Source organism: Methylobacter svalbardensis (assembly GCF_037671525.1).
Classification (GTDB): domain Bacteria; phylum Pseudomonadota; class Gammaproteobacteria; order Methylococcales; family Methylomonadaceae; genus Methylobacter_A; species Methylobacter_A svalbardensis.
In genome coordinates this window covers 24,902-37,513 of sequence record NZ_JAWPOH010000013.1, presented here as the reverse complement: position 1 = coordinate 37,513, position 12,612 = coordinate 24,902, and the positions used below count along the sequence as shown (strand labels likewise).

The 12,612-nt window shown below is 51.7% G+C and carries 11 protein-coding genes; all 11 read right to left on the bottom strand.

The genetic code is table 11. The features are described 5' to 3' along the window. Positions 1–27: 27 nt before the first annotated feature. Positions 28–183 (bottom strand): helix-turn-helix domain-containing protein, encoded by a 156-nt coding sequence (locus RW114_RS07345; RefSeq protein WP_340122091.1) that lies wholly within the window; start codon positions 181–183, stop codon positions 28–30. A 450-nt stretch (positions 184–633) separates the two neighbouring features. Beyond that, the gene (locus RW114_RS07340; RefSeq protein ID WP_340122090.1) at positions 634–1,116 is read right to left on the bottom strand and encodes a copper resistance protein NlpE; all 483 of its coding nucleotides are present in this window, start codon (positions 1,114–1,116) and stop codon (positions 634–636) included. A gap of 172 nt (positions 1,117–1,288) precedes the next feature. After that, positions 1,289–3,103 (bottom strand): V-type ATP synthase subunit A, encoded by a 1,815-nt coding sequence (locus RW114_RS07335; RefSeq protein ID WP_340122089.1) that lies wholly within the window; start codon positions 3,101–3,103, stop codon positions 1,289–1,291. After that, positions 3,093–3,758, bottom strand: coding sequence for a DUF2764 family protein (locus tag RW114_RS07330; RefSeq protein WP_340122088.1), 666 nt, complete (start codon positions 3,756–3,758; stop codon positions 3,093–3,095). The genes RW114_RS07335 and RW114_RS07330 overlap by 11 nt, the downstream gene beginning before the upstream one ends. 5 nt (positions 3,759–3,763) lie before the next feature. Beyond that, positions 3,764–4,429, bottom strand: a complete 666-nt coding sequence (locus RW114_RS07325) for a hypothetical protein (RefSeq protein ID WP_340122087.1) — start codon at positions 4,427–4,429, stop codon at positions 3,764–3,766. An 18-nt stretch (positions 4,430–4,447) separates the two neighbouring features. Beyond that, the gene (locus tag RW114_RS07320; RefSeq protein ID WP_340122086.1) at positions 4,448–4,894 is read right to left on the bottom strand and encodes an ATP synthase subunit C; all 447 of its coding nucleotides are present in this window, start codon (positions 4,892–4,894) and stop codon (positions 4,448–4,450) included. Next, positions 4,882–6,666, bottom strand: a complete 1,785-nt coding sequence (locus tag RW114_RS07315; RefSeq protein WP_340122085.1) for a V-type ATP synthase subunit I — start codon at positions 6,664–6,666, stop codon at positions 4,882–4,884. The genes RW114_RS07320 and RW114_RS07315 overlap by 13 nt, the downstream gene beginning before the upstream one ends. Continuing rightward, complete coding sequence (locus RW114_RS07310) at positions 6,663–7,292, bottom strand: V-type ATP synthase subunit D (protein WP_340122084.1); 630 nt, start codon at positions 7,290–7,292, stop codon at positions 6,663–6,665. The genes RW114_RS07315 and RW114_RS07310 overlap by 4 nt, the downstream gene beginning before the upstream one ends. 6 nt (positions 7,293–7,298) lie before the next feature. Beyond that, positions 7,299–8,666, bottom strand: a complete 1,368-nt coding sequence (locus RW114_RS07305) for a V-type ATP synthase subunit B (RefSeq protein WP_340122083.1) — start codon at positions 8,664–8,666, stop codon at positions 7,299–7,301. A 358-nt stretch (positions 8,667–9,024) separates the two neighbouring features. Next, positions 9,025–10,704, bottom strand: a complete 1,680-nt coding sequence (cydC, locus tag RW114_RS07300) for a thiol reductant ABC exporter subunit CydC (RefSeq protein ID WP_340122082.1) — start codon at positions 10,702–10,704, stop codon at positions 9,025–9,027. Beyond that, entirely contained in the window at positions 10,704–12,482 is a 1,779-nt protein-coding gene (gene cydD / locus RW114_RS07295; protein ID WP_340122081.1) for a thiol reductant ABC exporter subunit CydD, read from the bottom strand. Before cydD ends, cydC begins: the two co-directional genes overlap by 1 nt. Positions 12,483–12,612 lie beyond the last annotated feature (130 nt).

Below are 12,612 nucleotides of genomic sequence, written 5' to 3'. Positions count from 1 at the left end.
TTCCAAGAGAATCAGGTCCGGGGAAAGTTACCGAGCAAGGCGCAGGGTATCGTCAAAATTATCGGCTTCGCCAGCCAATTGGAGGTTGGGTTCCGACTGAAATAATGTCCTCAGGCCGATTCTGATCAATTCGTGATCGTCAGAAAGCAATAAGCGGATAGCGGGGTTCTCTTGAACGGGCATATTATTTTTCTTCTCAGTTTAAAGACTTACCGCTTATAGTTTCAATGAGTTATTGTAATATCTTAAAATAATCCTTATATAGATTATCATAAAGTCAAGTAGAGCAGGCTCATGTTTTTTGTGCCTACCGCCAGACGAGTCATTCATCGGGTGCCATAACTCAACCTCAAAGCTTCCCCAATACGGGGGCTTGCAAGATAACGGTGAAACGTTGAATAAGACCAATCCGCAAACCCGCTCACAACGTTGATGTTTTACCGGGTGATAGTGTATGTATTCGTGAACAATTGGAGCCAGAGTAAAATAATTGAAGCCGCATGGACGGGTAGAACAACGTGAAACCCATCACAGCGGTATTAATGATGAGTAGGGCTATGCCTCTACTCCATAGCTTGCCATCTTACGCGTTAAACCGCTCATGCTATGTCAAACAGTTGAAGCATAAACTGCTCAATGCGACGAATGCGACGAATGCGACGGCGATGATTGCGCTATATCAGTTCTGCGCAAAATATAGCGTTCAGCGAGTTTTCCAGAGATTCGATTGCCATTGTTATCGAGCTGAATGAGCGTATTTTCGCCGACAAAATATTGCTGTGTCGTTGCGCTATTACGCGGCGTTAAAACGATCGTATTGCTTTTGCTATCCGCAGTAAACTTCCCTTTTTCCACAAACTCTCTTTCTGACTTGCCAACGTATTGGGTAATCAAGATATAACTGTTATTTTTGTTTAAAGCGAGTGTCGTTTTAACTCCATTGCAATCAGCACAGGGCGTAAAACCGTAATAAATACCCGGCCAATCCAGGCTATTTTGGACATGATGCGTATCTTTATCCTTTGTCTCAGCAAAAACAGGCTTGTAACCCGAAAAAATGGCGATGAAAAGAAAAAAAGTCAGAATTTGTTTAAATTGTTGTCTAAATGTTTGCATATTTTTCCCTCAGAAAAGCGACGATGATAGTAAAGTAGAATGGGTGGAATGTAAAACAGCGAAGCCCGTCGTGGCTTGACGGAAAAACGCCTTGATAGGACAACAGCGGCGATGCGTATTCGATAGCAGAGTAATTGCGATTTAGATAATACGCGCACAAGCTCAGCAGCGGTTAATCGTCCCCTGTTGCAAGGTAACCGTGCAAAGCCGCCAGCTCGACAATGCTCTTACGGTAACGATCGAATTCAATCGACTTCGGCGCGCTGTAATTCCAGTTTTTATAAAGGCTGGTCAGTTCGGTAAAGAAGTCCCTGGCTGCATCTTTATCCTTGAAGTCGTAGCTGGCATCGATAAGCCCTTTCAACAGTTGAAAACTCTCTAACTGCCGTTCCCTGGACATGCAGGCGTCAACCTCATCGAAAGCATCCTGCTGGAGATAAACCATGTCCAGCAATAAGGATTTTTGCCAGGTGACGAAATCATCCTCGGTAATACCTTCTTCGCCGGTAACCTGCATCATCTGATAAATGCCGTCACCCTGTTCAAGCAAGGCTTGCATGGCTTTGACGTTATCGACCCAGTTTACGTCAATATTTTTGCTGAACCAATCGTCCAGTTGATCAAGATAACGCGACCAGGAAATAAGCGGATCGATAGCCGGATAAAATCGCCGGTAAGCGCGGTCGGAGGATAATCCGAGAAACGTTTTTACCGTGCCCAAGGTCGATTGCGTGACCGGTTCTTCAAAATTGCCGCCTGCTGGGGAGACGGTGCCGATCATGGTCAAACTACCGATTGAACCGTCCGGGCAACGGAGTACGCCAGCGCGTTCGTAAACGTTTTTTATCGACGAATCCAGATAAGCGGGAAAGCCCTCTTCGCCGGGAATTTCTTCCATACGCCCCGAGGTCTCGCGCATGGCCTGCGCCCAGCGCGAGGTGGAATCGGCAATCAGCAGCACGTTATAGCCCATCTGCCGAAAATACTCGCCCAGCGTAATGCCGGTATAGATCGAAGCTTCACGCGCGGCGACCGGCATCGATGAGGTGTTGCAGATAATAACGGTTCTGTCCATCAACGTGCCGCCGGTACGCGGATCTTTGGTTTCCGGATATTCGGTGATGGTTTCGACCACTTCGCCTGCGCGTTCGCCGCAGGCAACGATAACGACGATGTCAACCGTCGAATAACGGGCGATAAGGCTTTGCAATACGGTTTTTCCTGCGCCGAAAGGGCCGGGAACACAGCCGGTACCGCCCTGGGCAATGGGAAAAAAGGTGTCGATAATACGCGTCGCGGTGGTGATCGGTTCGGAAGGATAAAGGCGCTCCGCATAACTGCGGCGGATCAGCGCTTCCGGTATCGGTTTGCGCACCGGCCAGCGCTGAGACATCGTCAGTTCCTTTTCTTTCCCTTTGCTGGACCGGTAACGGGCAACGACTTCTTCGACACCCAGATTGCCGCCCCGAATCCAGGTGATTTCGACCGCTTCCGGCAGATTGAAAGGCACCATGATTTTATGTCTGAATTCGCCCTCGGGAACGATACCGATAACGCCGCCCGGCTTCACCCGGTCACCTGCTGTGACACAGGGTTCAAACGCCCATTTCTTATCCAGATTGAGCGGCGGGATGGTTACGCCACGGGGCAGAAAAAAACCGTATTTGTCGGCCAACGCATGTAACGGATTAAGCAGGCCATCAAAAACCTGTCCCAGCAATCCGGGGCCTAATACTGCAGAAAGCATTTCTCCGGTCAGTTCGACGCTATCACCGACACGCACGCCGCGCGTGTCCTCGAATACCTGCATATCCGCAGTACGCCGCCGCACGCGAAGCACCTCGGCTTTAAGCCGTTCGTCGCCGACACAAATATAGCCCAGCTCATTTTTCATGATTGAGGTATTCTCATCAACCTCGATAAGCACCAGACTTTCCTTGACCCCTATTATCTTGGCGGTTCTGAATACCCGTTGTTCAGCTGTCATTTTTTATCTCTTTAATCAAATCTTGAAATCGGCTCTTCGCCTGCGCTGCATCGCGCGCCAGCCAGGCTTGAAGGATGTCCCATTTAAAAACGAAGGCGAATACCGCTTCGAATCCAAATTTATTGCTTTCTGCAATATGGCCAAGCCGTTGCCAAATGACGCGCATCAATAGGCTATCAAGAGCGCAGGCATTGTTGCCGTCAAGATAACTTCGCGCTTCGGCTATCCACGGATAAACCGCCGCCAGTTTGAAATTCGGATCTCCCCAGTGCGTCGCAATATGGCGCACCCAGCGACTCGCACCGGAAATCGGCTCTAAAACCGACGCATCGGCACTGGCGTTACGCTGGCGTAAACCGGCCAGTATCACTTGCTGATCAATCCTGAATTCGATAAAGGCGCGCAAAGCCGGTTGACTGATGTCCTGCATCGCGGCACGACTGCGTAACACCATCTCTGCATCCGTTTTCGGTTTGGCCAACGACATACGCCAGCTGACCAACGCTTCCGCTTTGGCCAGTTGACGAGCCTCGTCCGTATCCAGATTATGCAATCGCTGTTCCAGCCTCAGGCGGGTAATCGGCGAACGATCGGCCTGCTCAAACGGCGGCAGATAAGGAAAACTGGAGACCAGCGTAATGTAAGGCTCGGCCATAACGCTTATTCGCTGCCTTCGAATATCGCCTTGAAACGGGGCAAAATACGCTGGTAGAGCAACCTGGAAATGGCCTTATCGGACAGGTCAATCTCCAGTTTTTCTTTAACCAGGCGCACACTGGCGCCGCCTCCAATCTCGCTGGATGGAATCAGCTCAACGCCTTCGCGCAGCATCTCGCTGCACAGCCCGAGGATGGTCTGATTGGTGAGCTCGTTTAGTTTCTCGTTGGGCTGGCCCATCAATATCGATTCGGAAATCAGGATTTGAACATCCTTGTCGCCGATCAGCTCTTGTTCAACATGACCGGCTAACACCAAGACACAGGATTTAATAAATTGCTCGTCGCTGGTGGCCGATGTCACCAGCCGTTGCACGAAAACCTCAAATGCCGACGAAACCTTGGCTTCGAGTTGAAGCACGGTATCGCGCGCCGACAGCTTCAGCGCTTCCAAGGCTGCGGCATGATTAGACTCGATCTCAATACGGACGCTTTCCCGCAATTGCGCCACTTCGTGCTTCGCATCTAAAAGCAATTTTGCCGACTTGGCCTCGGCGTCTTTTATAATCTGGCCGGCCTGCTCGTTCGCGGCCAATATGCCCTGATCCCGGATACGGTCAACCAACTCCTGAACGCCGGCGCCGGTTTTAATGTGTTCTTGTTCGGTCATATTGTTAGTCCCGTGAGGTTATTTCGGAATGCCCGCAGCCAGCACCAGAGCGAAAACGAAAGCGAAGACGGCAAAGCCTTCAACCAACGCTGCCGGTGCCAGTGATATGCCGAAAATTTCCAGCTTGTTTTTTGACACGTTAATCGATGCGGCGCAAGCAGAGCCTTGAGCGGAGGCACTGAACATCAGCGCCAATCCGGCCAGAAGACCCAGGCCGAAAATACCGGGCGAATTTTCCACAGTCAGTTCGCGGCGCAAGGCCATAGTCACGACGATGCCGTAAATAGTCTGCGAGGACGGCATCGCCGCCACGCCGATATAACGCCCATAGCCACTTTCGACTTCCAATAAAGCGCCACAGGCGGCACTGCCAGCACGGGCACAGCCAATCATGCTGCCTACCGCGCCCAACGCTAAAGGCGCATACAGCCCCAGCCAACCCAGTGCCAAAATTAACGGTTCCATAGATTATCCTCTGCTTTTTTAAATGGTTTGTACAAGGTTCCCTCTTCGGTGAGTCCCCAGTTGAAAAACTCGATCACATTTAAGCGAAGCCCGTGAATGACGCCGCTGGTTATGCCAAGCAATAGATTAACCGCATGTCCGAATATCAGTATCAGCAGCGCGAAAAACAGGCCGATTCCAGGATAACTCTCATAAACGCCGCTGGCCATGTTGTTGAATTCGACCGCCAGCGATCCGGAAGCGAGACCCAGCGCAAACAGGCGCAGATAACTCAACACATCGCCTAACGCACCGGACAATTTGGTCAATCCCAACATGCCCTGGGCAAAGCGGGTTAGCGGTTTTTCGCGCGGCGAGGTAAAGCCAACGACAAATACTGCGCCGATAGCGATCAAGGCTATGCCCGGAGTTTGCAAATCGACGGCGCTGATTGAACCGCCAATCGCCAGCGCAAAGCCGCCGCAAATCACGCCGATCCAGCCGATTGAGGGCAGCTTGTCCTGCCAATGTTGGCAACGGTAAGCATTCATCGCATTGGCCAAGACGATGTGAAAAATGCCGATCACCACCGAAATCATCATCATCCGTTCGGTGTCGCTGATCTCAAGGACATGCAGCTTTCCCGGCCAGGATGCGTCGCTAGGCGTTACTCCGAAATAACTGCCCACCAGCATTCCAAAAATCAAGGTCGCCATCACCGCCGACAACATCAACGGACGGAAACGGCGACCCGAGTATGAGTCCCCCATTTTTTTCCATAGCCCCAGTAAAACCAGAGCCATCACCGTAGCATAACCGGCATCGGACAGGATCATCGCAAAAAAAATCACAAAAGAAACGAAGGTGACCGATGACGGATCCCAGGTTCGATAACCCGGGGTCATATAAAAAGTCACCAAATCCTCACCCGCAGCCAACCAGGATGGATTGCGCATCAGCGTAGGCGGATTGTCTTCATGTTTGGAAGCTTCGGCGGCAAAATGAAACGCCTGTTCTTTGGCATAACTTTCGAGTGTCGCCAGACTTTCAGCAGGCGCCCAGCCTTGCAAGGCAAAAGCCGAATCATTCGTGTAGACCTGTGTCGCCGCACTCTCGCACACCGCGCGATCTTCCAGCTGATTCAGATCGTGACTGAACAAATCATGCCAGCGGGTCAAATAAGCCCGCTCCGCCTGCACATCTTCGATGATGAATTCGACTTCATCGAGCCGGGCTTCCAGTTCGTGCCGGGATTTGCTGCCCAGATGTATGCGCGGAACCGGCATATCCAAAGGCTCTTCCTTATCCACCACGATGACGTAACATAAGCGGTTGTCGCGCCGGATAACTTCCCAAACGGAAGCCGACGCTTCGATTTTCGACAGATCCTTATGCTGAACCGCGTAGAACCAAAGCCGATGTTCACCCATCTGTTGCAACGATGGCAATACGAAGTCGCCCCAGGGACGGATATCCTGGATACGCTTGAGCAAAAAGTCGCGCTCATCTTCCAGATCACGCAAGCGATTTCTGACCGCCAATGTATGCTGCTGAACGTTAACGGCATTGAAGCGCTGCTTATCCAACACCTGCCGTCTTCGTTGCGGATACGCCTGCAAAAACAGCAAGGCCTCGCGCGCTCCCGCCGTCGGCACAGTTTCGGCAAATTCGGCGTTCTGGTCGGTCAAAGAAATAATCTGCACGCAGCCCATTTGCTGAAGGTCGGTCAATAAACGCTCGCGGTCGGCAGTGATGCCGATAAACGTCACTTTATGCATGGTAACAATGCTCATGACGCGGCCTCCGCTACCAGTTCTGCTTCGCGTTGTTGTTGCTGTTTGTGCTTGGCCAGCTTGGAAATGATGACGCTGGCGCGTTCGGCATCGCCGAGGAAAATGCGTATTTTCTGGATATTCTGTTTGGCGGTCGGAATCAGGATTTTCTCGAACAGATTGACCCGCTGGGTGATGCGCCGCACCGCAATTTGCAGGATACACACGCGCTCAGCGGCAATTTCAGCACGTATCCGCTGCTCGACGGCATCTTTCAAGCGATGCACCAGGGTATCGACCCAGGGCGGCGTGGCCAGCCGCGAATAATCGGCAACGGCACATTCGATGCTATCCAAAAACGGCAGTTTCACGCCGACGACGTTCTGTTCAATGACGCTGTAACTTTTTAAATGCACCAACCCGGCCAGACGAAACTCCTCGTCGGCCAGCATCGGCAACTCTTCGCCGATACGAATTTCCAGCGCTTCCACCGCCGCCTGCGCCGCCGCATATTGGTCTTGCGCCTTTTTTGCTTCCATCATCAACTGCCGCCGTTTCAAATCCAGCGAGGGCAATAGCCGCTGGTACAACTTTAAATTTTCCTGCTGCTCATGTAATGCATGCTTGCTCAGTTTAAGCTTTGCCATCGCCGTTTACGCGGCCTTGTCCGCAGCATCTTGCGGCTCGGCTTTGCTCGAGGCGGCTTTCGGGTAATATGTATCAATCAGGTTCTGCTTCATCAGCAGTTCTTTGGGCTCGAAACATTCAGCCAGCGTCAACCAGCACAGATCCAGGGCTTCGATAACCGGCAGCGAAACCCGGGTATCCATAAAGCGCTCGCGGAATAAATGGCCGTATTTGAGCAATTTCTCATCAAACAGCGATAATTCAAAGGCCATCGCCTGCTTCTTTTTCGCTTCCACCGCACCCGAATAAAAACGGATCATGGTGTTCATGATCTGCCCGTGATCTTCGCGTGTGGCTTTGCCGACGACATGCTGCTTTAGCCTTGACAGCGAACCGAACGGGTCGATAAAACCATCATGCAGATAGAACTGTCCCTCGGTAATATAGCCGGTATTATCCGGCACCGGATGGGTCACATCATCGCCGGGCATCGTGGTCACGCTCAGGATCGTCACCGAACCCGCGCCCTTGAAATCGCAGGCTTTCTCATAGCGCGAGGCCAGTTGCGTATACAGGTCGCCCATGTGTCCGCGCACTGCCGGAATGCGTTCCTGCGCCACGCCCAATTCTTTCATCGCATCGGCAAAAGCGGTCATGTCGGTCAGCAGCACCAGCACCCGTTTATTGTCCTCAACCGCCATTTTTTCGGCTACCGCCAACGCCATATCGGGCACCAGCAAGCGTTCGACCAGCGGATCGGAAGCCTGATTGACAAACATCACGGTGCGGTGAAAAATCCCGTGTTCCTCAAAGGCAGTGCGGAAAAAATGATAGTCATCGAAAATCAGTCCCATGCCGCCAAACACCACGACATCGGCATTGGCCTGAAAACCGATACGCGCCAGCAGCTCATTGAACGGTTCACCGGCAATGGAAAAAATAGGGATTTTCTGGCTTTCCACCAGACAATTGAACAAATCGATCATCGGCACCTGGGTTTCGATCATCCGCGACGGCATCACCCGCATGACCGGATTCACCGTAGGGCCGCCCACCGGAATGCGAGGATCGGTCGGCAGTTCCGGGCCGCCGTCGATAGGTTCGCCGGAACCCCGAAATACCCGGCCCAGGATGTTATCGGAATAGACCACATCCAGCGGACGGCCGAGGAAATTAACTTTGGCATCGGTCGATAAACCTTTGCCGCCGGAGAACACCTGGAGACTGACAATGTCCCGGTCAAGATCGACAACCTTGGCCAGAGAACACTCGCCGTCGATATTTTCAACCACGGCAATATCGCCAAAAGCAACGCCTTCTGCCCGCACCCGTATCAAATCACCGACAATTTCCAGCAGGCGTATGTGACGTATCAGATTTTGAATAATGGTCATCGTTTAACTCGTTTTTTCCATAGCGGGAACATATAAAGTATCGATTATTATTGCACCGTTATGACAACACTGCTAAGAAATGGGAAGGTAACGCGATGCTCAACTTTTTCAACAAAGGATGTGCTCTTCATGCCCTGATAACAGAAGGACTTATCATCCTCCGCGATCTTTTTTGTGGGAATTATATACTACTCCCCTATATGGACTCCTCGTTTATTGCAAGATAAGTTTTCACCATTGATGTCACCAACAAAAATCCTAGTACTCATTTTTACACAGCCAAGACACGAAGAGAAAATACAAGCTTCGTGTCTACGCGGTGAATGATAGACCGGATATATTATCAAACCTCGCCTTGTTAAAAAGCCTGCAAAACGCCACGCTCCATGCCATAGACAACATCGACCAAGCCCAACCCGGCTTCACGGTGAGTCACCATGACCACGGTTTTATCCCCGGCAAAATTCACCAGCGCTTTGAATACATCCCGTTCCGTATCGCTGTCCAAACCTTCGGTGGGTTCATCCAGAATCAATACCGGCGCGTCTTTAAGGTACAGCCGCGCCAGGGCGATACGCCGCGCTTCCCCACCCGACACTTTCACGCCGCTTTCGCCTACCCAGGTATCAAGACCTTCAGGCAGATAACCGATAAATTTTTCCAATCCTGCGATTTTAACGGCAATATCCAGTTCCGTTGCCGAGGCGTCCGGTTTGGCAATCAACAGGTTTTCCTTAATCGTCGCGGCAAACAGTTGGCTGCGCTGGGACAACACGCCAAAACAGCTCATGAATTCATCGGCATCCAGTTGCCTGACATTTTGTCCACCCAATAAAACACTGCCTTGTTCAGGGTCATAATAACGCATGATTAATTGCAATAAGGTGGTCTTTCCCGAACCGCTAGGGCCGACTATGGCGACTTTACTGCCCTGCGGAATAGTCAGGCTGATATTTTTCAGCACCCTGCCCTGCTGGTCCGAATAGCGAAAGCTCACCTCGTTTAACTGCAAATCATAACTGCCCGGCAATGCTAACGGCTGATTCGGCTGGGGTGCTGTCGGCGACATTTCCGTGACCTGCCTGATACGCCGGGCGGCTTTTCGGGTTTTCGCCAGCATTTGCATGGCTTGCGGCAAGGGCGTCACTAACTCGAAAGCCGCAATCACGCAAAAGACAACCAAGGCTGAATCCGCTCCCGATAACAGCCCGTCTTTAAATGAAATCGCCGCAAGCATCAACGCCATCAATAATGTTAGCTGCGACAGCAACAAGGTGAAGGCCGAAGAAATCGCCGATAAACGGTTGTTCCGGCGTTGCGTGTTAATCATCAAATCGGAAAACTGCCCGAGCTTATCGCTAAACCGCCCGTAAGCCTGATTGGCGATTAAATCCGCCAATCCTTGAATCATATCGAGTTGCCGAATCCTGAAATTTGCCGCCAATACGACGATTTCTTCCGCCCCGGCACGTCCCAAACGATTGAAAACCCACGGCACCCACACCGAGGCAATCAACAGCATAAGACCTGTAGCCAGGCCGATTACCGGCGCATAAAAAGCCAAAAAGACGGTAACGGCGGTTACGCCAATCACTGCGACAACGGCAGGAGCCAGCAAGCGCAAATACAACGCGTCCAACGCGTCTATATCCGCGGTCATGTGTGACAGCAAATCGCCGCTGCGCATGGCCGACAACCGCCCCGGAACCAACGGAATAAGCTCCCGGAAAAACCAGCTGCGTATGCCCGCCAATACCCGAAACGTCGCTTCATGGGTCACTACCCGCTCGCCGTAACGACCCAACGTGCGGCTGATCGCCAAAGCGCGTATTTGCGCGGCAGGCAGCATGAAATTGAAAGCCAGCGTATTGCCGTCAATCGCGACCAATCCCGCTATCGCGGAAGCGCTGATAAACCAGCCTGACAGTGTTAATAACGCGATGGAGGCCAATGCGGTCAGCAATGACAGGCTTATCCCGCCCGCTAACCAGGCGCTATGCGGTTTGAATAATTTCAGGAAAAACCATAAATCTTTCATCACACCAGCCGTCCTTGCTGCATCTTTATCCGTCTGTCCATTCGATGAATCACTTCCGGATCATGACTGGCGATAATCAGGGTTTTGTCTATAAACAACTGATCGATCACATCCAACAGCAGCGTTTTGTTGGCGGCATCGAGATTGGCGGTAGGCTCATCCAGCAGGATAATGTCGGCATTTTTTAAAAATGCCCTGGCCAGCGCGATTCTTTGCACCTGTCCGCCTGACAAGCCATAGCCCCGCTCGCCAATTGGAGTAAGCAAACCTTCCGGCAATTGCGCGCTGAATTCAGCGACTCCGGCCGCCTGCGCCGCATCAATAATGTTTTGTTCAGGCGCATCCGGATCGGCCAGCGCGATATTGTCTTTGATAGTGCCGTGGAAGATGTAGGCGTTTTGTCCCACCCAGGCAATGGCTTTCGCGGCGCATTCACGGTTAACCGTTTGGCCGTTAAGCAAAACCCGACCTTCGGTTGGGGACTCAAAACCCAGCAACAGATTTAACAGCGTCGTTTTTCCTGCGCCCGATTCGCCGATCAGGGCAATTTTTTCACCGGTTGCAATGTGCAGATTGATGTCGGTTAAGACCTGCCGCTTGCCGTAAGATTTGCTAATCTTGTTAAAATCGATGAGGTTGATCTTGTCACCATAGGGTGCTGCCGAGGTACGAAGCGCATCATTCGCGAATGATGCGCCTCCTTCGTCGGCACATCCTACGCCATTATCATCTGCTTCCAACACCTCGGCGTCTTGTTCCAGTATCGTTAGGATAGCGTCAGACGCCCCCAAAGCTGCGGCCCGGTCATGATAATTGATCGCCAATTGCCTGAGCGGCATAAAAAACTCAGGCGCCAGCAGCAGCACGAACAGCGCTTCGCTTAAGCTGATGTGTTCAGCCGGGCCGAAATAAATCTGTCCCAATAAGCCCAGCCCGACATACACCGCCACCAGGGCGACCGCAACCGCACTGAAAAACTCCAGAATCGCCGACGATAAAAACGCAATACGCAATACCGCCATGGTTTTTTCCCGAAAACCATCGGCAATCTTATCGATGTTGGCCAGCTCCTGGGTAGCCTGGCCGAACAGCTTTAATGTGGACAATCCCTGCAAGCGATCCAGAAAATAACCGCTCATTCTTGCCATCGCCAAAAACTGGCTGCGATTGGCGGAGGCAGCGCCCATGCCGACTAAGGCCATAAAAACCGGCACCAGCGGCCCGGTCACTAAAAATATCAACCCGACCACCCAGTTGACCGGCATGACCACGCTAATCATGATCAGCGGCAATACGCCGACTATCATTTGCTGGGGCAAATAACGCGAAAAATAATTTTCCAGCGCATCAACCTGCTCCAAGGTAACGGCAGCCAGTTCACCGCTTTGCCGTTGTTTGACGGCGGCGGGACCCAGCACTAAAAATTGGCCGAACAACTGTTGTCTTACCGATGTCCTGACTTGAGCTCCGGCTTCAAACCCCCATATCTGGTACAGATAAACGCACACGCTACGCAGGATGAAAACGGCAGCCAGCACGATGAATAGGGTAATTAAAGACGCCCACGGCAACTGGTCAATAATGACGGCTTGCAGGATATAAGCCAGGGTTGCCGATTGAACAATCACGCCCAAGCCGTTGGTAATGCCCGCAATAGCGGCAAATAAAATGGGCTTGCGAACCGCTTTGCCTTGCGCTTTTAACCAAACGGCACAGGTTTTCTCCCTGGCTTTATTTTTATCGAAATAAGATTGATTACCTGTTTCTGTTAGCTGCACTGATTTTTGCCACTTGTTTTATGGAGAATAAGCATACCACAGCGGCTTTAATGAAAATCCGGCTTTCGCCTTCACACCACATCTAAGCGCCAGCTAGTCATGCCGTATTTGTACTTATATCCTCCCTCCG

Bases quoted from the DNA above. Each gene is read 5' to 3' on its own strand.
- RW114_RS07345 (WP_340122091.1), bottom strand. From the start codon at position 183: ATGCCCGTTCAAGAGAACCCCGCTATCCGCTTATTGCTTTCTGACGAT.
- RW114_RS07340 (WP_340122090.1), bottom strand. From the start codon at position 1,116: ATGCAAACATTTAGACAACAATTTAAACAAATTCTGACTTTTTTTCTT.
- RW114_RS07335 (WP_340122089.1), bottom strand. From the start codon at position 3,103: ATGACAGCTGAACAACGGGTATTCAGAACCGCCAAGATAATAGGGGTC.
- RW114_RS07330 (WP_340122088.1), bottom strand. From the start codon at position 3,758: ATGGCCGAGCCTTACATTACGCTGGTCTCCAGTTTTCCTTATCTGCCG.
- RW114_RS07325 (WP_340122087.1), bottom strand. From the start codon at position 4,429: ATGACCGAACAAGAACACATTAAAACCGGCGCCGGCGTTCAGGAGTTG.
- RW114_RS07320 (WP_340122086.1), bottom strand. From the start codon at position 4,894: ATGGAACCGTTAATTTTGGCACTGGGTTGGCTGGGGCTGTATGCGCCT.
- RW114_RS07315 (WP_340122085.1), bottom strand. From the start codon at position 6,666: ATGAGCATTGTTACCATGCATAAAGTGACGTTTATCGGCATCACTGCC.
- RW114_RS07310 (WP_340122084.1), bottom strand. From the start codon at position 7,292: ATGGCAAAGCTTAAACTGAGCAAGCATGCATTACATGAGCAGCAGGAA.
- RW114_RS07305 (WP_340122083.1), bottom strand. From the start codon at position 8,666: ATGACCATTATTCAAAATCTGATACGTCACATACGCCTGCTGGAAATT.
- cydC (WP_340122082.1), bottom strand. From the start codon at position 10,704: ATGAAAGATTTATGGTTTTTCCTGAAATTATTCAAACCGCATAGCGCC.